The organism is Mycobacterium scrofulaceum (genome assembly GCF_001667885.1).
GTDB lineage: Bacteria > Actinomycetota > Actinomycetes > Mycobacteriales > Mycobacteriaceae > Mycobacterium > Mycobacterium scrofulaceum_C.
This window is the reverse complement of sequence record NZ_LZJW01000101.1, coordinates 25,852-45,532: the sequence shown is the minus strand read 5'-3', so window position 1 is coordinate 45,532 and position 19,681 is coordinate 25,852. Positions and strand designations below refer to the sequence as shown.

Annotated in this window: 16 protein-coding genes and 1 pseudogene; 12 read left to right on the top strand and 5 right to left on the bottom strand. The window is 68.3% G+C overall.

What is annotated here, in order from left to right:
• Window positions 1-67: 67 nt before the first annotated feature.
• A pseudogene (locus A5681_RS15800) lies at window positions 68-1,771 on the top strand (MMPL family transporter); the annotation flags it as partial.
• Here the strand turns inward: A5681_RS15800 and A5681_RS15795 are convergent.
• Window positions 1,768-2,424: an amino acid-binding protein gene (locus tag A5681_RS15795; protein ID WP_156738003.1), complete on the bottom strand. Its 657-nt coding sequence runs from the start codon at window positions 2,422-2,424 to the stop codon at window positions 1,768-1,770. The pseudogene A5681_RS15800 and the gene A5681_RS15795 sit on opposite strands and share 4 nt — an antisense overlap.
• 96 nt (window positions 2,425-2,520) lie before the next feature.
• On the opposite strand from A5681_RS15795, the gene gatC reads away from it, so the two are divergent.
• The 5 genes from gatC (at window position 2,521) to gatB (ending at window position 8,371) form a co-directional block, all read left to right on the top strand.
• Window positions 2,521-2,820: an Asp-tRNA(Asn)/Glu-tRNA(Gln) amidotransferase subunit GatC gene (gene gatC, locus A5681_RS15790; RefSeq protein WP_067276513.1), complete on the top strand. Its 300-nt coding sequence runs from the start codon at window positions 2,521-2,523 to the stop codon at window positions 2,818-2,820.
• On the top strand, window positions 2,817-4,304 hold the full coding sequence (gene gatA, locus A5681_RS15785; RefSeq protein ID WP_067276510.1) for an Asp-tRNA(Asn)/Glu-tRNA(Gln) amidotransferase subunit GatA: 1,488 nt from the start codon (window positions 2,817-2,819) through the stop codon (window positions 4,302-4,304). The genes gatC and gatA overlap by 4 nt, the downstream gene beginning before the upstream one ends.
• Window positions 4,305-4,369: 65 nt before the next feature.
• Window positions 4,370-5,401, top strand: a complete 1,032-nt coding sequence (locus tag A5681_RS15780) for an ATP-dependent 6-phosphofructokinase (RefSeq protein WP_067276507.1) — start codon at window positions 4,370-4,372, stop codon at window positions 5,399-5,401.
• A 462-nt stretch (window positions 5,402-5,863) separates the two neighbouring features.
• Entirely contained in the window at window positions 5,864-6,742 is an 879-nt protein-coding gene (locus tag A5681_RS15775) for a MinD/ParA family ATP-binding protein (RefSeq protein WP_231996323.1), read from the top strand.
• A gap of 117 nt (window positions 6,743-6,859) precedes the next feature.
• Window positions 6,860-8,371: an Asp-tRNA(Asn)/Glu-tRNA(Gln) amidotransferase subunit GatB gene (gene gatB / locus A5681_RS15770; RefSeq protein WP_067276504.1), complete on the top strand. Its 1,512-nt coding sequence runs from the start codon at window positions 6,860-6,862 to the stop codon at window positions 8,369-8,371.
• 160 nt (window positions 8,372-8,531) lie between these two features.
• Here the strand turns inward: gatB and A5681_RS15765 are convergent, their stop codons facing one another.
• Entirely contained in the window at window positions 8,532-9,653 is a 1,122-nt protein-coding gene (locus A5681_RS15765; RefSeq protein ID WP_067276500.1) for a PQQ-dependent sugar dehydrogenase, read from the bottom strand.
• A 262-nt stretch (window positions 9,654-9,915) separates the two neighbouring features.
• Between A5681_RS15765 and A5681_RS15760 the strand changes: the two genes are divergently transcribed.
• Window positions 9,916-10,776 carry a DoxX family protein gene (locus tag A5681_RS15760; RefSeq protein ID WP_067276497.1) on the top strand — a complete coding sequence of 287 codons (861 nt, stop codon included), beginning with the start codon at window positions 9,916-9,918 and terminating at the stop codon, window positions 10,774-10,776.
• A 3-nt stretch (window positions 10,777-10,779) separates the two neighbouring features.
• Here A5681_RS15760 and A5681_RS15755 read toward each other — a convergent pair whose 3' ends face one another.
• Window positions 10,780-11,136, bottom strand: coding sequence for a PH domain-containing protein (locus A5681_RS15755; RefSeq protein WP_067276494.1), 357 nt, complete (start codon window positions 11,134-11,136; stop codon window positions 10,780-10,782).
• 312 nt (window positions 11,137-11,448) lie between these two features.
• Between A5681_RS15755 and A5681_RS15750 the strand changes: the two genes are divergently transcribed.
• Genes A5681_RS15750 through ilvC form a run of 3 tightly spaced genes read left to right on the top strand, consistent with a single transcriptional unit; the run spans window position 11,449 to window position 14,852 of the window.
• Window positions 11,449-13,317, top strand: a complete 1,869-nt coding sequence (locus A5681_RS15750) for an acetolactate synthase large subunit (protein ID WP_067276491.1) — start codon at window positions 11,449-11,451, stop codon at window positions 13,315-13,317.
• Entirely contained in the window at window positions 13,317-13,817 is a 501-nt protein-coding gene (gene ilvN / locus A5681_RS15745) for an acetolactate synthase small subunit (protein ID WP_066952481.1), read from the top strand. Before A5681_RS15750 ends, ilvN begins: the two co-directional genes overlap by 1 nt.
• 33 nt (window positions 13,818-13,850) lie before the next feature.
• Window positions 13,851-14,852 (top strand): ketol-acid reductoisomerase, encoded by a 1,002-nt coding sequence (gene ilvC / locus A5681_RS15740; protein WP_082968376.1) that lies wholly within the window; start codon window positions 13,851-13,853, stop codon window positions 14,850-14,852.
• Window positions 14,853-15,093: 241 nt separating this feature from the next.
• Here ilvC and wrbA read toward each other — a convergent pair whose 3' ends face one another.
• A complete protein-coding gene (wrbA, locus tag A5681_RS15735) occupies window positions 15,094-15,696 on the bottom strand; it encodes an NAD(P)H:quinone oxidoreductase (protein ID WP_067276485.1) in 603 nt (200 codons plus the stop codon).
• Between the two features lie 107 nt (window positions 15,697-15,803).
• On the opposite strand from wrbA, the gene serA reads away from it, so the two are divergent.
• Complete coding sequence (gene serA, locus A5681_RS15730; RefSeq protein WP_067276482.1) at window positions 15,804-17,390, top strand: phosphoglycerate dehydrogenase; 1,587 nt, start codon at window positions 15,804-15,806, stop codon at window positions 17,388-17,390.
• A 46-nt stretch (window positions 17,391-17,436) separates the two neighbouring features.
• The gene (locus A5681_RS15725; RefSeq protein ID WP_067276475.1) at window positions 17,437-18,447 is read left to right on the top strand and encodes a 3-isopropylmalate dehydrogenase; all 1,011 of its coding nucleotides are present in this window, start codon (window positions 17,437-17,439) and stop codon (window positions 18,445-18,447) included.
• On the opposite strand, the gene A5681_RS15720 is transcribed toward A5681_RS15725, so the two are convergent.
• Window positions 18,347-19,651, bottom strand: a complete 1,305-nt coding sequence (locus tag A5681_RS15720; protein WP_067276473.1) for an MFS transporter — start codon at window positions 19,649-19,651, stop codon at window positions 18,347-18,349. The two genes, A5681_RS15725 and A5681_RS15720, sit on opposite strands and share 101 nt — an antisense overlap.
• Window positions 19,652-19,681 lie beyond the last annotated feature (30 nt).

Below are 19,681 nucleotides of genomic sequence, written 5' to 3'. Positions count from 1 at the left end.
GGCCGGCATGTAGGGACGCGTGTCGTAACTGGTCTTGTAGCCGGGCAAAGCGATCAGGCCCACCAGCGCCAGCGCGCCGGCCAATGTCGGCTACACCGCGGCCGAGAAACATTTCTCGCGGGCCCGGCTGGAGCCCGAATTGCTCATGGTCGAAACCGATCACGACATGCGTAACCCGGAAAGCATGCTCATCCTGGACAAGGTGGCCAAGGCGGTATTTCACGTTCCCGGCGTCGCGCAGGTGCAGACCATCACCCGGCCGTTGGGCACCCCGCTGGTGCACAGCTCCCTGGCGTTCGTGGTCAGCAACTCCAGCGCGGCGCAGCAGGAAAACCTGACCTACCAACAGGATCGGGCCAACGACGCCCTCAAACAGGCGAACGAGCTGAACAAGACCATCGACATCCTCAAGCAGCAATACGTATTGCAGCAGCAGCTCGCCGGCACCACCCACGACGAGACCGAGAGTTTCCACGACACGCTCGGCACCATCCAGGACCTGCGCGACAAGATCGCGTACTTCGACGACTTCTTCCGACCGGTTCGCAGCTACTTCTACTGGGAACGGCATTGCTACGACATTCCCATCTGCTTCGCGTTCAGATCGCTCTTCGACGCGCTCGACGGGATCGATCAGCTCACCGAGAAGTTCGAAAACCTCACGGCCTCACTCGATAAGCTCGACGCGCTGCAGCCGAAACTGGTGGCGCTGATACCGCCGCAGATCCAGAGTCAACAGACCAACCGCGATTTGACTTTGGCCAATTACGCCACGCTGTCGGGCATCTACGCGCAGACCGCGGCCGCGATCGACAACGCGACCGCGCTGGGGCGGGCCTTCGACGCCGCCAAGAACGACGACACCTTCTACCTGCCGCCGGAGGTGTTCAACAACCCCGACTTCAAGCGCGGGCTCAAACTGTTCCTCTCACCCGACGGCAAGGCCGCCCGCATGATCGTCACGCACGAAGGCGATCCCGCTACCCCGCAAGGCATTTCGCACATCGACCCGATGGCCAAGGCGGCGCACGAGGCCCTGAAGGGCACGCCGATGGCGGACGCGGGAATCTATCTCGGCGGGACGGCCGCGACGTACAAGGACATTCAGGACGGTGCCAAGTACGACCTGATGATCGTCGCGTTCGCCGCGCTCAGCCTGATCCTGCTGATCATGATGATCATCACGCGCAGCCTGATCGCCGCGCTGGTCATCGTGGGCACCGTCGCCCTGTCGCTGGGCGCATCGTTCGGGCTCTCGGTCCTGGTCTGGCAGTACCTCCTCGGCATACAGCTGTATTGGGTGGTCCTCGCGCTGGCCGTGATCCTGCTTCTCGCAGTGGGATCCGACTACAACCTGCTGTTGATCTCCCGGTTCAAGGAAGAGATTCACGCCGGCTTGAACACCGGCATCATCCGGGCGATGGCGGGTTCCGGATCGGTGGTCACCTCGGCCGGCATCGTCTTCGCGGTGACCATGTGCGCGTTCGTCTTCAGCGGTTTTCAGGTTCTCGGTCAGATCGGGACGACGATCGGCCTCGGCCTGCTGTTCGACACGCTGATCGTGCGGTCGTTCATGACGCCTTCCGTCGCAAGGATTCTCGGGCGCTGGTTCTGGTGGCCGCAACGGGTGCGCCCGCGCCCGGCCAGCACCATGCTGCGGCCCTACGGTCCGCGCCCGGCGGTTCGGCAGTTGTTGCTGTGGGAGGACGACGACCCGGCGGTGCTGTCCGGCTCGACCTCGCCGACGGTGCTGTCCGGCTCGGCGCGCTAGCGGAGCATGGTGGCGACGATCCCGGCCAGGTAGCCCAGGCGGGCCACCTCCGACGGCCGGAATTCCGGGCCCGGGCGGCCCAGCACCACCGCGGTGTGCGGATCGCCCAGCGGGGCCGCGACCATCGTGGTGTCCATGTCGCGCCAGGCCTGCGGCACCCAATCGCCCGCGCTGTCGAGCGTGACGGCCCGCTCGATCGGCAGCCACGGGGCCGAATCGGCCCGCGTCTCGGGCGCCCCGGGGCTCGAGGCCAGCCGCTGGAGCCCGTCGCCCGCGCTGCGCACCACGGTGCACCAGCTGACCCGCAGCACCCGGGGCGCCTCGTTGGCCAGGACCTGCAGCCGGGACGCGTTGTCGCCGGCCGCGGCGACGTGGTCCAGCAACTCGAGCTCGCGATGCGCTTCCAGCAGCCCGGTGTGCGGGCGCACGCTGTCCACCCGAACACCGTTGAGTGATTCCGCGGCGGTGATCAGCGTGTCCGGCATCGCGCCGGGGGGCAACTCGATCACCAGGTCGTCGATCGCATAACCCGAGCTGCGCTCGACCACGTCAAGGGACAGGATGTCGGCGCCCACGGAACCGAGCGCGACGGCCAGCGAGCCCAGGCTTCCCGGGCGGTCGACCAGCTCGATGCGCAACAGATACGACGGCACGGCCAACACTGTTGCACAGCGATGCGTGGACTGCATTTCTGCGCATAACCGGCGGCCCTGAACCTGGCCCCGCGGTCGCGACTAGGCTTTCCTGTCGTGTCTCAGATCTCCCGCGACGAGGTGGCGCACCTGGCCCGGCTGTCCCGGCTGGCGTTGACCGACAGCGAACTCGACAGCTTCGCCGGCCAGCTCGACGCCATCCTGACCCACGTCAGCCAGGTGCAGGCGGTCGACGTCACCGGCGTCGAAGCGACCGACAACCCGCTCAAGGACGTGAACGTCACCCGGCCGGACGAGCCGACCCCCTGCCTGACGCAGTCCGAGGCGCTGGCCCAGGCGCCCGAGGCCGCCGATGGCCGCTTCGCGGTGCCGCAGATCCTGGGGGACAGCGAGTGAACGAGATCATCCGGTCCGACGCCGCGACCCTAGCGGCCCGGATCGCGGCCAAGGAGCTGTCGTCGGTCGAGGTCACCCGGGCGTGCCTGGACCAGATCGCGGCGACCGACGACCGCTACCACGCCTTCCTGCACGTGGCCGCCGACGAGGCGTTGGGGGCGGCCGCTGTCGTCGACGAGGCGGTGGCCGCCGGGGAGCGGCTGCCCTCGCCGCTGGCCGGGGTCCCGCTGGCGCTCAAAGACGTGTTCACCACCGTCGACATGCCCACCACCTGCGGCTCCAAGATCCTCGAAGGCTGGCGTTCGCCCTATGACGCCACCGTCACCACGCGGTTGCGCGCGGCGGGCATCCCGATCCTGGGCAAGACCAACATGGACGAGTTCGCGATGGGCAGCTCGACGGAGAACTCCGCCTACGGCCCCACCCGCAACCCGTGGGATCTCGACCGGGTGCCCGGCGGCTCCGGGGGAGGCAGCGCGGCGGCGCTGGCCGCGTTCCAGGCGCCCCTGGCCATCGGGTCCGACACCGGCGGCTCGATCCGGCAGCCGGCGGCGCTGACCGCGACGGTCGGCGTCAAGCCGACCTACGGCACCGTGTCGCGCTACGGCCTCGTCGCGTGCGCGTCGTCGCTGGATCAGGGCGGCCCGTGCGCGCGCACGGTGCTGGACACCGCGCTGCTGCACCAGGTGATCGCCGGCCACGACCCCCGTGACTCCACGTCCGTCGAGGCGGCGATACCCGATGTGGTCGGGGCCGCCAAAACCGGCGGGACGGGTGACCTCAAGGGCGTGCGCGTCGGAGTCGTGAAGCAGCTGCGCGGCGACGGCTACCAGCCGGGCGTGCTGTCCTCGTTCGAGGCCGCCGTCGGGCGGCTGACCGAGTTGGGCGCCGAGGTGACCGAAGTCGATTGCCCGCACTTCGAATACGCGCTGGCGGCCTACTACCTGATCCTGCCGTCGGAGGTGTCGAGCAACCTGGCCCGCTTCGACGCGATGCGATACGGGCTGCGCGTCGGTGACGACGGGACACACAGCGCCGAGGAGGTGATGGCACTGACCCGGGCCGCCGGTTTCGGTCCGGAAGTCAAGCGGCGCATCATGATCGGCACCTACGCGCTCTCGGCCGGGTACTACGACGCCTATTACAACCAGGCGCAGAAGGTGCGCACGCTGATCGCCCGCGACCTGGACCGGGCCTACGAGTCCGTCGACGTGGTGGTGTCGCCCGCGACGCCGACCACCGCCTTCCCGCTGGGCGAGAAGGTGGACGACCCCCTGGCGATGTACCTGTTCGACCTGTGCACGCTGCCGCTGAACCTGGCCGGCCACTGCGGCATGTCGGTGCCTTCGGGGTTGTCACCCGATGACGGCCTCCCGGTCGGACTGCAGATCATGGCCCCTGCGCTGGCCGACGACCGCCTCTACCGGGTGGGCGCCGCCTACGAGGCGGCGCGCGGCCCGCTGCCGTCGGCACCCACCCTGTAGCCGCTTACCGGGCGATTTTGCGCCTGCTCGCGCCATAGGGGCGTCGCCCCAGGCAAGATAAGGGCATGCGGATCGGAGTTCTCACTGGAGGTGGTGACTGCCCGGGGCTGAACGCGGTCATCCGGGCGGTGGTGCGCACCTGCGACGCCCGGTACGGCTCGTCGGTGGTCGGCTTCCAGGACGGGTGGCGCGGATTGCTGGAAAATCGGCGCATACAACTGCAGAACGACGACCGCAATGACCGGCTGCTGGCCAAGGGCGGCACCATGCTGGGGACCGCCCGGGTGCATCCCGACAAGTTGCGGGCCGGGCTGGACCAGATCAAGCAGACCCTGGACGACAACGGCATCGACGTGCTCATCCCGATCGGCGGCGAAGGCACCCTGACCGCAGCGCACTGGCTGTCGGAGGAGAACGTTCCCGTCGTCGGCGTGCCGAAGACCATCGACAACGACATCGATTGCACCGACGTCACTTTCGGTCACGACACCGCGCTCACCGTCGCCACCGAGGCGATCGACCGGCTGCACAGCACCGCGGAATCCCATCAGCGGGTGATGCTGGTGGAGGTGATGGGCAGGCACGCCGGCTGGATCGCGCTGAACGCCGGCCTGGCTTCTGGCGCGCACATGACGCTGATTCCCGAGCAGCCCTTCGACGTCGAGGAGGTGTGCCGGTTGGTGAAACGCCGCTTCCAGCGCGGAGATTCGCACTTCATCTGCGTGGTCGCCGAGGGGGCCAAACCGATTCCGGGCTCAATCTCGTTGCGCGAGGGCGGACTTGACGAGTTCGGCCACGAGAAGTTCACCGGCGTCGCGGCCCAGCTGGGCGCCGAGGTGGAGAAGCGGATCAACAAGGACGTCCGGGTGACCGTGCTCGGTCACGTCCAGCGCGGCGGCACCCCGACCGCCTACGACCGGGTGCTGGCCACCCGGTTCGGCGTGAACGCCGCCGACGCCGCCCATGCCGGCGAGTACGGCCAGATGGTGTCGCTGCGGGGGCAGGACATCGGGCGGGTGGCGCTGGCCGACGCCGTGCGCCAGCTCAAGCTGGTGCCCGAAAGTCGCTACGACGACGCCGCCGCCTTCTTCGGCTGATCCCCGCGGATTCGGCAAACGGCGGGTGGCCCTGACCTGACCCCGGCCTGACCAGGGCCTGAACTTGCCCCACGGCCGCCCAGCTCGGGGCCCGGTCGCGCAAAATTCGTGGTTTCCGAACCGGTTCCCAGCGGTTATACCCCCGAAGTGAGCAACCGCGGTTCGATTCGCGGAGTCGTTCAGCACCCCGCGGCGACGGCGGGGCCGGTGGGCCCGCCGGTTCGTCTGCCGCGTCCGCCCGCGCGGCGTGTCGATGCCGATCCGGCGGCCGCCACAGTGCCTCAGCCCCACCCATCGGACCCGGCCATCCGCCGGCCGCCGTTCAGGCCGCCCCCACCCGCACCCGCCCCGGCGCCGGGAGGCCCCGCGGGGCGACGGCCTGCTCGACTGCCGGGCGGGACGGCGCTGGACGGGCTCGACCAGCAGGAGCGCGACGTCACCTCCCGGTTTAGCTGGCGAGAAATGGTCCGTCGCCTGACGGGCGTCGATCTAGGCCCCGGCAAAGACGCCCGGTACGCAGAGGAGCTGCGCAACCGCATCCGTGCGGAGGTGGGCGGCGCATTTCCCATCGCCGTTCTCAACCTCAAGGGCGGCGTCGGCAAGACCGCGGTGGTGGAGGCGCTGGGGTCGACGTTCGCCGACGTGCGCCACGACCGGATCGTCGCCGTCGACATGGACGCCGGCGACCTGGTGGAGCGCCACGGCAAGCCCAACGCACTGGGAATGGCCGAGCTGCTCGCCGACGACACGATCACGAGTTACGCGGACGTCCGGGCGCACACCTACATGAACAACTTCGGCCTGGAAGTGCTCGGATTGCCCGACTACGCGCACACCGACTGGCGGCTCGAGCGGCACGACGCGGTCAAGGCGTTTTCGATCCTGCGGAACCACTATTCGGTGGTGTTGGTGGACTGCGCGAAGGCGCTCAACTCGGGGGTGATGGACGCGGTCCTGCGCGAGGCGCTGGCGTTGGTCGTGGTGACCAGCACGTCCATCGACGCGATTCGGAAGACCGCCACCACACTGGATTGGTTGGCCAACAACGCATATCAATGGCTGGTGCAGTCGACGGTACTGGCGATCAACCACGTCGAGCCGGCCAAGGTGGAACTGCTGGCCGCCACCGAGCTCGAGCGATTGTCCGGGCGCGTCGGCGCAACGGTGGTGCTGCCGTTCGACCGGCACATCCACGGCGGGAATCAAATCGAGCTGGATCGACTGAGCAAGGAAAGCCGGCGAAGTTACCTCGAGATGGCGGCGGTGCTGGCCGACATGTTCCCCGGCAGGGGCGGCGAGCCCGACCGGTTCCCCGTGCCCCGCTCGCCGCACTGGCCCTGATCGTCGGTGACCCGCTTCGCCCGGCTCCGCCGCGCTCGCGGTCACCACTACGGTCGATGGTGGTGACCCGCTTCGCCCGGCTCCGCCGCGCTCGCGGTCACCACTACGATCGACGGCATGAGTGTTGCTGCCAGCGCCGATCTCATGGACTACGACGAGGTCATCTCGCGCTTCGACCCGGTACTCGGCCTCGAGGTGCACGTCGAGCTGTCGACCGTCACCAAGATGTTCTGCGGCTGCTCCACCGCGTTCGGCGCCGAACCCAACACCCAGGTATGCCCCGTCTGCCTCGGGCTGCCCGGCTCGCTGCCGGTGCTCAACCGCACGGCGGTGGAATCGGCCATCCGGATCGGGCTGGCGCTCAACTGCGAGATCGTGCCGTGGTGCCGGTTCGCCCGGAAGAACTACTTCTACCCGGACATGCCCAAGAACTACCAGATTTCCCAGTACGACGAGCCGATCGCGATCAACGGATACCTGGAAGCGCCGCTGGACGACGGCACCACGTGGCGCGTCGAGATCGAGCGCGCGCACATGGAGGAGGACACCGGCAAGCTGACCCACCTGGGCAGCGAGACCGGCCGCATCCACGGCGCGACGACGTCGCTGCTCGACTACAACCGGGCCGGTGTGCCGCTGATCGAGATCGTCACCAAGCCCATCGTCGGCGCCGGCGAGCGGGCCCCCCAGATCGCCCGGTCCTATGTCACGGCATTGCGAGACCTGTTGCGCGCCTTGGGCGTATCCGATGTCAGGATGGACCAGGGATCGATGCGTTGCGATTCTAACGTCTCGCTGATGCCCAAGGGCTCCACCGAGTTCGGCACCCGCACCGAGACCAAGAACGTCAACTCGCTGAAAAGCGTTGAGGTCGCCGTGCGTTACGAAATGCAGCGGCAGGCCGCCGTGCTGGCGTCCGGCGGTCAGATCATCCAGGAGACCAGGCACTTTCACGAGGCCGGATACACCAGCCCGGGCCGCGCCAAGGAGACCGCCCAGGACTACCGCTATTTCCCCGAGCCCGACCTCGAACCGGTCGCGCCCAGCCGCGAGTGGGTCGAGCAGCTCCGCGAGACGATCCCCGAACTACCGTGGCTGAGCCGCAAGAGGATTCAGCAGGAATGGGGCGTTTCCGACGAGGTGATGCGCGACCTGGTCAACGCCGGCGCCGTCGACTTGGTGATCGAGACGGTCAAGCACGGCGCCACCAGCGAGCAGGCGCGCGCCTGGTGGGGAAATTTCTTGGTGCAGAAGGCCAACGAGGCCAACGTCGGCCTGGACGAGCTGGCGATCACCCCGGCTCAGGTCGCCGCGGTGATCGCGCTTGTGGACGACGGCAAGCTGTCCAACAAGCTGGCCCGCCAGGTCGTGGAGGGGGTGCTGGCCGGCGAGGGCGACCCCGAGCAGGTGATGGCGACGCGCGGCCTCGAGCTGGTGCGCGACGACTCGGTGACCCAGGCCGCGGTCGACGAGGCGCTGGCCGCCAATCCCGATGTGGCGGAGAAGATCCGGGGCGGCAAGGTGGCCGCGGCCGGCGCGATCGTCGGCGCGGTGATGAAGGCCACCCGGGGGCAGGCCGACGCGGCTCGGGTCCGCGAACTGGTGCTTGCGGCCTGCGGGCAGGGCTAGCCGGCCCACCAGGAGCAACTCGGCAGGACGCGCGAGACTTCAGCCCATCATTAGCCGAGTCTCGAACGTGATATCACCTGCGATATCGAATTCGCGAATCATGTGGTGGTTCGCTCACGGTAGGGGTGTGGCTGCTGTGGCGTGCTCCGGCAGGCCTCAATCAGGTCTTGTCGTCGTTGTTGCGCGGGAAACCGCCGCCCTGCGGGAACAGCGGGAACACCACGTCGTCGAGTTTCTCGGCGTCGCCGGCGGTCTTGTTGACGGTTGCGCCCCAGACGTTTCCGTCCGGTGACATCCGCAGCGCCCACGCGTGGGCGTGGGTGTCCTTGCGGACCACGTCGGGTTCACCGGTGACCGCACCCGTCGCCGGGGCCAGTCGCACTGCCACCGTCAGTTTGGTGTTGATCAGGTTGACCAGCACGGTCCCGTCCATCGCCGCGCAGCCGGCTACGCCCGGCTTGTCCGGCCAGGTCCACACCGTGGACACCTCCGAGGTCTTGGTGATGCGCTGCAAGCGATCCGCCGTCGGGGTGCGGTCGGCGACGTAGAGCGAGCCGTCCACGGGATCGATGCACAGGCCGCCGCCCGCGCCGACGCCCGACAGCGCCGTCGTCGGCGGGGCCTGCCCGATGGTGGTCGGCTGCTCGATGCGAAGCACCTTGCCGGCCAGCGATTTGGGATCCGAGGCCGCCGCGGGGTTACCCGCATCGCCGGTCATCACGACCAGCGTGGTGGGGCTCGTGAAGATCAGCGCGCCGGTGTTCCCGGTGGCGCCCTTGGGGATCCCGGTCAGGATGTCCTTCGGAATGTCGCCGTCGGCGACCCGGATCACCCGATTGTCGGTCGGCGTGCTGATGTAGGCGTACATGAGCCGGTCCTGGGTGTAGGTCGGCGACAGCACGATGTCCATCAGGCCGCCGTCCCCGGACGGATCGACGGGGATGACCATCTTCACCTTCGGCTCGGCGCTCACCGAGATCTCCTTGACCGCGCCGGTGGTGCGCTCGGCGACCAGCGCGGTTTTGCTGTCGGGCCCCATGATCAGGCCGCTGGTGCTCTCCAGGCAGCCCTGCATTACGCCCGGAGCCGGGCACGCCTTGGGGAACGGCGTGGGCGGCAGCGGCGGCGGCGGAGGAGGCGTCGAGCTGGGTTGCGGCTTGAGTTCGGGGTTGGTGGTGAACGGCTGCGACTGGGCGTCGTTGAATCGTGCGCACCCGCTCGCGACAAGCACCACCGCGCAAAGCGCGGCGAACCCGCACCGAACCGAGCGCCCTAATCGCATGACCGACAGGCTACGGACACTGTGGCCGCCGCCGCCACACGCCCGCGCCCGCCCGCCTGGCGCGACGCGTTCCGACCGCTTCCCGCGAACGGCGAACGGGTCGGGCCGGGCGGCGATTTCCGGGCGTATGGTGCCCTTCGGCGGGCCGCGAAAGGCATTTTCGGGCCGATCTGGGCGTGTTCGGCGGGCAAACCGCCGATTGCCTGGCGAAAGCGCCGCTCAAATCCCCAATTCAGGGCCAACTGCCCTTACCCTGACACGCGTGACCAGTCAACCGAATGACGGACATTGGCAGCGGCCCGGCGAATCCCCGGAGCCAACTCCAGGTCGCCCCGCGACGGCGCGTGTGGTTGACCCCGAAGACGATCTGACGCCCGTCGGTTACCCCGGCGACTTCAACCCCTCCACCGGAACCACCACCGTCATTCCCTACATGGGCGACCACGCGGGCGTGGGCGGGTCCAGCGCGGCCGGTTACAACGTGCTCGACCAGCAGGAGCCGTTGCCCTACGTCCAGCCGCAGGCATCGCGGCACGCGGCGGCCGAGCCCGCCGAGATCGACGCGGACGAACACCACGGCCGGCTGCACGAGGTCGGCCGGCGCGGAACCCAGCATCTGGGTTTGCTGATCCTGCGAGTCGGGCTCGGGGTCGTGCTGGCCGCCCACGGGCTGCAGAAGCTGTTCGGCTGGTGGGGTGGCTCCGGCGTGGGCGGCTTCAAGAACTCACTGTCCGACGTCGGCTACCAGCACGCCGACATCCTCGCCTACGTCAGCGCCGGCGGCGAGCTTGTCGCGGGCGTGCTGCTGGTACTCGGCCTGTTCACTCCGGTGGCCGCCGCCGGCGCGCTGGCCTTCCTGATCAACGGCATGCTGGCGACCATCACCGCGCGGCCGCATCCGCACAGTTTCACGTACTTCCTGCCCGACGGGCACGAATACCAGATCACGCTGATCGTGATGGCCGTCGCGGTGATCCTGTGCGGGCCGGGCCGCTACGGTCTCGACGCGCGCCGGGGCTGGGCGCACCGGCCCTTCATCGGGTCGTTCGTCGCGCTGCTGGTCGGCATCGCCGCGGGCATCGCGGTGTGGGTGCTGCTCAACGGGGTCAACCCGATCGCCTGAGCCTCACTCGTACGGGTTGGGCACCCGGCCGGAGCTGGCCTCGGTCAGCTGCGGCAGCGTCGCGAACGTCACCGCGGGCAGGCGCACCTCCGCGCCGCTCTTGAGACGCGCACGGGCCCACGAACCCCGATGGAAGCGCAGCCCGTCGATGTCATCCCAGTCCAGCGTCTGGCTGCCCAGCAGCGTTCGGACCGTCACGCCCCGATCGTCGGCGACGGTCCGCAACCGGACGATCAGCGCCGACAACAGCACGGGGATCACCAGCAGCGGCGCCGAGGGCGGCCACAGCATCACCGGGATCAGCAACCCCAGGGTGAAGAACCCGACGGCCAGATGCGCGATCGGGGACACCTTGATCACGACGGGTGTGTGGGAGGACGATCCGGTAGCCACCCGACCATCATTTCACCCGTTGCGAGGGGCCGGATCCATGTGCGGGCCGAGGGCAGCGGATTTGACTGCTGAGCTGTGCGAAGGCTACCGTCGGACGTTATGGATACCGCCGGACAGCCCGGGATGCTCGTAGTAATTAGTCGGCGCGTTGGTGCCTGACTAGCCTCTCGGCATTTGAAGCTATCCAGACCAACGCGCAACCCTCGTGCAGCAGAAGAGCTGTCGGGGGTTTTTTGTTGCCCCCAGCGAGACTCCCAGAGTGAATAAGGACGAAAGACAGTGAGCGCACCCACGAGGCAGCACACCACCCAGCCGGAGCGTGCCGCCGACATCGCCTCCGACGCGGCGGAAACCCCCGCCGCCGCCCCCGCAAGGAAGCCGAAACGTGTTGGGCCCGAAAAGGTTACCGGCGCCCAGTCGGTGATCCGGTCGCTGGAGGAACTCGACGTCGAGGTCATCTTCGGGATTCCCGGCGGCGCCGTGTTGCCGGTGTATGACCCGCTGTTCGACTCGAAAAAGCTTCGCCACGTGCTGGTTCGGCACGAGCAGGGCGCCGGTCACGCCGCCAGCGGCTACGCCCACGCCACCGGCAAGGTCGGGGTGTGCATGGCGACGTCGGGCCCCGGCGCGACCAATCTGGTCACGCCGCTGGCCGACGCCCAAATGGACTCCGTGCCCGTCGTCGCCATCACCGGCCAGGTGGGCCGCACGCTGATCGGCACCGACGCCTTCCAGGAAGCCGACATCTCGGGCATCACGATGCCGATCACCAAGCACAACTTCCTGGTCCGATCGGGCGACGAGATTCCGCAGGTGATGGCCGAGGCGTTCCACATCGCCTCCTCGGGCCGCCCCGGCGCGGTGCTGGTCGACATCCCCAAGGACGTGCTGCAGGGTGAGTGCACGTTCAGCTGGCCGCCGCGCATGGACCTGCCCGGCTACAAGCCGAACACCAAGCCGCACAACCGCCAGATCCGCGAGGCCGCCAAGCTGATCGCCGACGCCCGCAAACCGGTCCTCTACGTCGGTGGCGGCGTGATCCGCGGGGAGGCGACCGAACAGCTGCGCGAGCTGGCCGAACTGACCGGCATCCCGGTGGTCACCACCCTGATGGCTCGCGGGGCGTTCCCCGACAGCCATCGACAGCACATGGGCATGCCCGGCATGCACGGCTCGGTCGCCGCGGTGGCGGCGCTGCAGCGCAGTGACCTGCTGATCGCCCTGGGCACGCGCTTCGACGACCGGGTGACCGGGAAACTCGACACCTTCGCGCCCGAGGCGAAAGTCATCCACGCCGACATCGACCCGGCCGAGATCGGCAAGAACCGCCACGCCGACGTGCCGATCGTCGGCGACGTCAAAGCGGTCATCACCGACCTGATCGCGATGCTGCGGCACTACGACATCCCCGGCAACGTCGACATGACGGAATGGTGGGCCTACCTGGACAGCGTTCAGTCCACCTACCCGCTGAGCTACGACCCGCAGAGCGACGGCAGCCTCGGCCCGGAATACGTCATCGAGAAGCTGGGCCAGATCGCCGGCCCCGACGCGGTGTATGTCGCCGGGGTGGGCCAGCACCAGATGTGGGCGGCGCAGTTCATCTCCTACGAGAAGCCGCGCACCTGGATCAACTCCGGCGGGCTGGGCACCATGGGGTTCGCCATCCCGGCGGCCATGGGCGCCAAGATGGCCCGACCCGAGGCCGAGGTGTGGGCCATCGACGGCGACGGCTGCTTCCAGATGACCAACCAGGAGCTGGCCACCTGCGCGATCGAGGGCGTGCCGATCAAGGTGGCGCTGATCAACAACGGCAACCTGGGCATGGTGCGGCAGTGGCAGACGCTGTTCTACGAGGAGCGGTATTCGCAGACCGACCTGGCCACCCACTCGCATCGCATCCCCGACTTCGTCAAGCTGGCGGAGGCGCTGGGGTGTGTCGGATTGCGTTGCGAGCGTGAGGAAGACGTCGAGGACGTGATAAACCAGGCCCGGGCGATCACCGACCGCCCGGTGGTGATCGACTTCATCGTCGGCGCGGACGCGCAGGTGTGGCCGATGGTCGCCGCGGGCACCAGCAACGACGAGATCCAGGCCGCTCGCGGCATTCGCCCGCTGTTCGACGACGAGAGCGAAGGGCACGCCTGATGCACACGCACACGCTGTCGGTGTTGGTGGAGGACAAACCCGGTGTGCTGGCCCGCGTTGCGGCGCTGTTCTCGCGGCGCGGTTTCAACATCGAGTCGCTCGCCGTCGGTGCCACCGAGCAGAAGGACATGTCGCGCATGACGATCGTGGTCAGCGCGGAGGAGACCCCGCTCGAGCAGATCACCAAGCAGCTCAACAAGCTGATCAACGTCATCAAGATCGTCGAGCTCGACGACGGGGCCGCGGTGTCCCGGGAACTGGCGCTGATCAAGGTGCGCGCCGACGCGGGCAGCCGCAGTCAGGTGATCGAAGCGGTTAACCTGTTCCGCGCCAAGGTAATTGACGTATCGCCAGAGGCGCTGACGATCGAAGCGACCGGTGATCGCGGCAAGATCGAGGCGCTGCTGCGGGTGTTGGAACCGTTCGGCATCCGCGAGATAGTCCAATCGGGAGTGGTGTCGTTGTCCCGCGGTCCGCGCGGCATCGCCACGGCCAAGTAACACACAAGGAGATATTCAACAGTGGCACTAGAAATGTTCTACGACGACGACGCAGACCTGTCGATCATCCAGGGCCGCAAGGTCGGCGTCATCGGGTACGGCAGCCAGGGGCACGCCCACTCGCTGAGCCTGCGCGACTCCGGCGTGCAGGTGCGGGTCGGGCTCAAGGAGGGTTCGAAGTCGCGGGCCAAAGTCGAGGAGCAAGGGCTGGAGGTCGACACCCCCGCCGAGGTGGCCAAGTGGGCCGACGTCATCATGCTATTGGCGCCCGACACCGCGCAGGCGGAAATCTTCGCCAACGACATCGAGCCCAATCTGAAGCCCGGTGACGCGCTGTTCTTCGGGCACGGCCTCAACATTCACTTCGGTTTGATCAAGCCGCCCGCCGACGTGACCATCGCGATGGTCGCCCCTAAGGGGCCCGGCCACCTGGTGCGCCGCCAGTTCGTCGACGGCAAGGGCGTGCCGTGCCTGATCGCGGTCGACCAGGACCCGAACGGCAACGGCGAGGCGCTGGCGCTGTCCTACGCCAAGGCCATCGGGGGCACCCGCGCCGGCGTCATCAAGACCACGTTCAAGGACGAGACCGAGACCGACCTGTTCGGCGAGCAGGCCGTATTGTGCGGTGGCACAGAGGAATTGGTGAAGACCGGCTTCGACGTCATGGTGGAGGCGGGCTACCCGCCGGAGATGGCCTACTTCGAGGTGCTGCACGAGCTCAAGCTCATCGTCGACCTGATGTACGAGGGCGGCATCGCCCGGATGAACTACTCGGTGTCCGACACCGCGGAGTTCGGCGGGTATCTGTCGGGTCCGCGGGTCATCGACGCCGGCACCAAGGAGCGGATGCGCGAAATCCTGCGCGACATCCAGGACGGCACCTTCACCAAGAAGCTGGTGGCCAACGTCGAGGGCGGTAACAAGCAACTCGAGCAGCTGCGCAAGGAGAACGCCGAGCACCCCATCGAGGTGACCGGCAAGAAGCTGCGCGACCTGATGAGCTGGGTCGACCGGCCTATCACCGAGACGGCGTAGTCGCGAGCGGACGGGCGTCCGTGAGGCCGCCCGTTCGCTGGGCCGTCCGTCCGCGAGACTTAAACCATGGCGACCGTTTACGGCGTGTCGTGTGCGTGGTTTAAGTGTCGCGGAGGCGGGCGTGCGGCCGGCCGTCTGGACCACGCGGCGGGGAGCCAGCCGCGAGGCCGCCCGTTCGTGAGGCCGCCCGTTCGCGAGACTTAAACCATGGCGACCGTTTACGGCGTGTCGTGTGCGTGGTTTAAGTGTCGCGGAGGCGGCCGGCCGTCTGGACCACGCGGCGGGCCAGGTGATCCAGGGCGTTGCCGGTCGCCTCGTCGAACTCGTGGATGTTGTCGTGGGTGGAGGTCAGGCTCACCCCATACGGATTGCCGTCGACGAACTTGACCGGGTCGGTGTAACCGGGCGGCACGATGATGCCGCCGAAATGCATCAGGGTGATGTATAGCGACAGCAGCGTGGTTTCCTGTCCGCCGTGCACGGTGTTGGAGGACGTGAACGCGGCGTACACCTTATCCGCGAGCTTGCCCTCGGCCCACAGCCCGCCCAGCGAGTCCAGGAAATTGCGCAATTGCGCAGCGGGAGAGCCGAAGCGGGTCGGCGAACCGAAGATCACGGCGTCGGCCCAGACGATGTCCTCACCCGTCACGGCCGGAAGGTCCTTGGTCGCTTGGTAATTCGCGGTCCAGGCCGGATTCTGCGCGAACGACTCCGGGTCGCGGGTTTCGGCGACGTGCCGCAGCCGGACCTCGGCGCCGGCGGACTCGGCGGCGGCGGCCACGCGTTGCGCCATCGCAGTGCCGTGCCCGGTGGCCGAATAGTAGATGATCGCGAGTTTGGTCACGAGCGCATCTTAGGGCACCCGGCCCGCGTCCCCGGCGCGCGTCGGTGCAGGTTACGGCAGTGGTGAGCCCGTCGATGCCCGTCAAACGGAGCCGTTAGGCTGGCCGGGTGAATCTGCCTGTTGTATTGATCGCCGACAAACTCGCCCAATCGACTGTCGCCGCCCTGGGAGACCAGGTCGAGGTGCGTTGGGTAGACGGGCCAGACCGGGAGAAGCTGCTGGCCGCGGTGCCCGAGGCCGACGCGCTGCTGGTGCGCTCGGCCACCACGGTGGACGCCGAGGTGCTGGCGGCTGCCCCCAAGCTGAAGATCGTCGCCCGCGCCGGGGTCGGGCTGGACAACGTCGACGTGGATGCCGCGACCGAGCGCGGCGTGCTGGTGGTCAACGCGCCCACCTCGAACATCCACAGCGCCGCCGAGCACGCGGTGGCCTTGCTCTTGGCCGCCGCCCGGCAGATCCCGGCCGCCGACGCCTCGCTGCGTGAGCACACCTGGAAGCGGTCGTCGTTCAACGGCACCGAAATCTTCGGCAAGACGGTCGGCGTGGTGGGCCTGGGCCGGATCGGGCAGTTGGTCGCGCAGCGGTTGACGGCCTTCGGCACCCACCTCGTCGCCTACGACCCCTACGTCTCGCCGGCCCGGGCCGCGCAGCTGGGCATCGAACTGCTGCCCCTCGACGACCTGCTGGGCCGCGCCGACTTCATCTCTGTGCACCTGCCGAAGACACCCGAGACGGCGGGCCTGATCGGAAGGGAAGCGCTGGCCAAGACCAAGCCGGGCGTCATCATCGTCAACGCCGCGCGCGGCGGCCTGGTGGACGAGGCCGCGCTGGCCGAGGCGGTGAGCAGCGGCCACGTCCGGGCGGCCGGTCTCGACGTCTTCGCCAAGGAGCCGTGCACGGACAGCCCGCTGTTCGAGCTGCCGCAGGTGGTGGTCACGCCACACCTGGGCGCATCCACCTCCGAGGCCCAGGACCGGGCGGGCACCGACGTCGCCGAAAGCGTGAAACTCGCGCTGGCCGGGGAATTCGTTCCCGACGCCGTCAACGTGGGTGGCGGCGTGGTCAACGAAGAGGTGGCGCCCTGGCTGGACCTGGTGCGCAAGCTCGGCGTGCTGGCCGCCTCGCTGTCCGCCGGGCCACCCGTTTCGGTGTCGGTGCAGGTGCGCGGCGAGCTGGCCTCCGAAGACGTTGAGGTGCTGAAGCTTTCGGCTCTGCGTGGCCTGTTCTCGGCCGTGGTCGAGGGTCCCGTCACGTTCGTCAACGCCCCGGCGCTGGCCGAAGAACGCGGCGTCACCGCCGAGCTCACCACGGCGTCGGAGAGCCCGAACCACCGCAGCGTCGTCGACGTGCGCGCGGTCGCCGCCGACGGCAGCGCCGTCAACGTGGCCGGCACGCTGTCCGGGCCGCAGTTGGTCGAGAAGATCGTCCAGATCAACGGCCGCAACTTCGATCTGCGCGCCCGCGGCACCAACCTGGTGATCAACTACGTCGACCAGCCCGGGGCGCTGGGCAAGATCGGCACCCTGCTCGGCTCGGCGGGCGTGAACATCCAGGCCGCGCAACTCTCCGAGGACGCCGAGGGGCCGGGCGCGACGATCCTGCTGCGACTGGATCAGGACGTGCCGGGCGAGGTGCGATCGGAGATCGGCGCGGCGGTGGGCGCCAACAAGCTTGAGGTGGTTGATCTGTCGTGACGCGCGCCGCTGACGTTGCAGAACGAACTGATGTGGAGTGGCGCCGATGAAGTTGGCGGTTATCGGCGGTGACGGCATCGGGCCGGAAGTGACGGCCGAGGCCGTCAAAGTGCTCGACGCTGTGCTGCCCGGTGTCGAAAAGACCGATTACGACTTGGGCGCCCGGCGTTTTCACGCCAGCGGTGAGCTCTTGCCGGAATCGGTGCTCGCCGAGCTGCGCCAGCACGATGCCATCCTGCTCGGCGCGATCGGCGATCCGTCGGTGCCCAGCGGCGTGCTCGAGCGAGGTCTGTTGCTGCGCCTGCGTTTTGAGCTCGATCATCACGTCAACCTGCGACCGGGCCGGCTGTATCCCGGTGTGGCAAGCCCGCTCGCCGGAAACCCCGACATCGATTTCGTGGTGGTGCGCGAGGGCACCGAAGGCCCGTACACCGGCACCGGCGGCGCCATCCGCACCGGCACGCCCAACGAGGTTGCCACCGAGGTGAGCCTGAACACCGCCTTCGGCGTGCGCCGCGTGGTGGCCGACGCATTCGAGCGCGCGCAGCGCCGGCGCAAGCACCTGACGCTGGTGCACAAGACGAACGTGCTGACGTTCGCCGGCAAGCTGTGGGCGCGCATCGTCGCCGAGGTCGGGGAGCAATACCCCGACGTCGAGGTGGCGTACCAACACGTCGACGCCGCCACCATCTTCATGGTCACCGACCCCGGGCGCTTCGACGTGATCGTCACCGACAACCTGTTCGGCGACATCATCACCGACTTGGCGGCGGCGGTGTGCGGCGGAATTGGCTTGGCCGCCAGCGGGAATATCGACGCCACGCGGACCAACCCGTCGATGTTCGAGCCGGTGCACGGCAGCGCGCCGGACATCGCGGGGCAGGGCATCGCCGACCCGACCGCGGCGATCATGTCGGTGGCGTTGCTGCTCGCCCATATCGGCGAGGACGATGCCGCTAGCCGGGTGGATCGGGCCGTCGAGTCGTATTTGGCAACGCGTGGGAACGAACGGCTCGCCACCACCGAAGTCGGCGAACGGATTGCCGCCGGGCTGTAGTTTCCAGGCCGGGCGGGAGCAGCCGCGCGGGCACCAACGGCACTGCGATGGCCGGGAACAGTCCGCACAATATCCACGCGTTCGGGTATTTCGCGGCGGTGATCAAGGCGCCGAAGAGCGGTGGCGCCGCGGCCGCCATCACCCGCTGGGTGGTGTTCTGGATGCCGAGGGCGCGCCCGCTCCAGAACGGCCCGGCGAATTCGGTGATGGCGGTGGCCTCCAAACCGTTGTCGAGCACGGCGATCACCGCGATGGCCACCATCAGCGGCGCCTGATAGCTCGAATTCAGGAAATCGGCCCACGCCAACAGGAACAGGGTGATGGCGGCCGCTCCCGCGATGAGGCGGACCGGGCGCATTCGCGAACCGATCCGGTCGGACCAGCGGCCGACCAGCACGCGGCCGACCGCTCCCAGCAGCTGCGAGAGGGTGACCAGACTGCCGGCTGCCGCGACCGACCAGTTCAGATTCTTGATCAGCCACACCAGCATGAACGTGACGGTCACCGTCTGCGGCACCATCATCAGACCCGCGACCGTGTGAATTCGCCACAGCGTCAACGACCCTCGGTAGGGGCTGGCGAGTTCGGTGTCAGAGGCTTTCTCCCGCGGCTTGCGCGGCGGGTCGATGATGCCGATCGCGCTGGCCGCCGCTCCCAAGGCGCACGCCAACGCCGTGAACCTTAATCCCGCGCTCGGCCCGTGCTCGCCGAGCTCCGGAATGACCAGCGCTCCCAAGGCGATTCCGAGGGGCTGTGCCGTTTGGCGGAAACCCATCGCCAGGCCGCGCTGGTGCGGCGGGAACCACGCCGACACCAGCCGCCCGCCGGCGGTGTTGCAGCTCGCGGCGGCCATGCCGCCGAGAAACAGGTAGACGGCCATGAGCACCATCGAGTGCGCCGAAGCCGCGGCGTAGGCCGCCACCGCGGTGAGCGCCGAACCCGCTGCCATCACCAGACGCTCGCCCACCCGGTCCAGCACATAACCCCATAGCACCAGCGTGACGACCATGCCCCAGCTGGGCATCGAGGACAACAGGCCGGCCTCGTCGAGGGGGATCCCCCGCGCCGATTGCAGCGAGGGAATCAGGAATGCGACGCCATTGATGAAGAGGAAAGAACTCGCGGTTGCCACCAGGGAGACGACCATGATGGACCAGCGCGCGCCCGCGCCGAGGTCCCTCGTGGCGGCCGTCCCCGTTTGCATTCCCCATGCTTGCACACGTGCGGAAAACCG

Coding starts and splice junctions, on each gene's coding strand:
- A5681_RS15765 (WP_067276500.1), bottom strand. CDS start 9,653: ATGCGATTAGGGCGCTCGGTTCGGTGCGGGTTCGCCGCGCTTTGCGCG.
- A5681_RS15720 (WP_067276473.1), bottom strand. CDS start 19,651: ATGCAAACGGGGACGGCCGCCACGAGGGACCTCGGCGCGGGCGCGCGC.
- A5681_RS15780 (WP_067276507.1), top strand. CDS start 4,370: ATGCGGATCGGAGTTCTCACTGGAGGTGGTGACTGCCCGGGGCTGAAC.
- A5681_RS15725 (WP_067276475.1), top strand. CDS start 17,437: ATGAAGTTGGCGGTTATCGGCGGTGACGGCATCGGGCCGGAAGTGACG.
- A5681_RS15775 (WP_231996323.1), top strand. CDS start 5,864: ATGGTCCGTCGCCTGACGGGCGTCGATCTAGGCCCCGGCAAAGACGCC.
- gatB (WP_067276504.1), top strand. CDS start 6,860: ATGAGTGTTGCTGCCAGCGCCGATCTCATGGACTACGACGAGGTCATC.
- ilvN (WP_066952481.1), top strand. CDS start 13,317: ATGCACACGCACACGCTGTCGGTGTTGGTGGAGGACAAACCCGGTGTG.
- ilvC (WP_082968376.1), top strand. CDS start 13,851: ATGTTCTACGACGACGACGCAGACCTGTCGATCATCCAGGGCCGCAAG.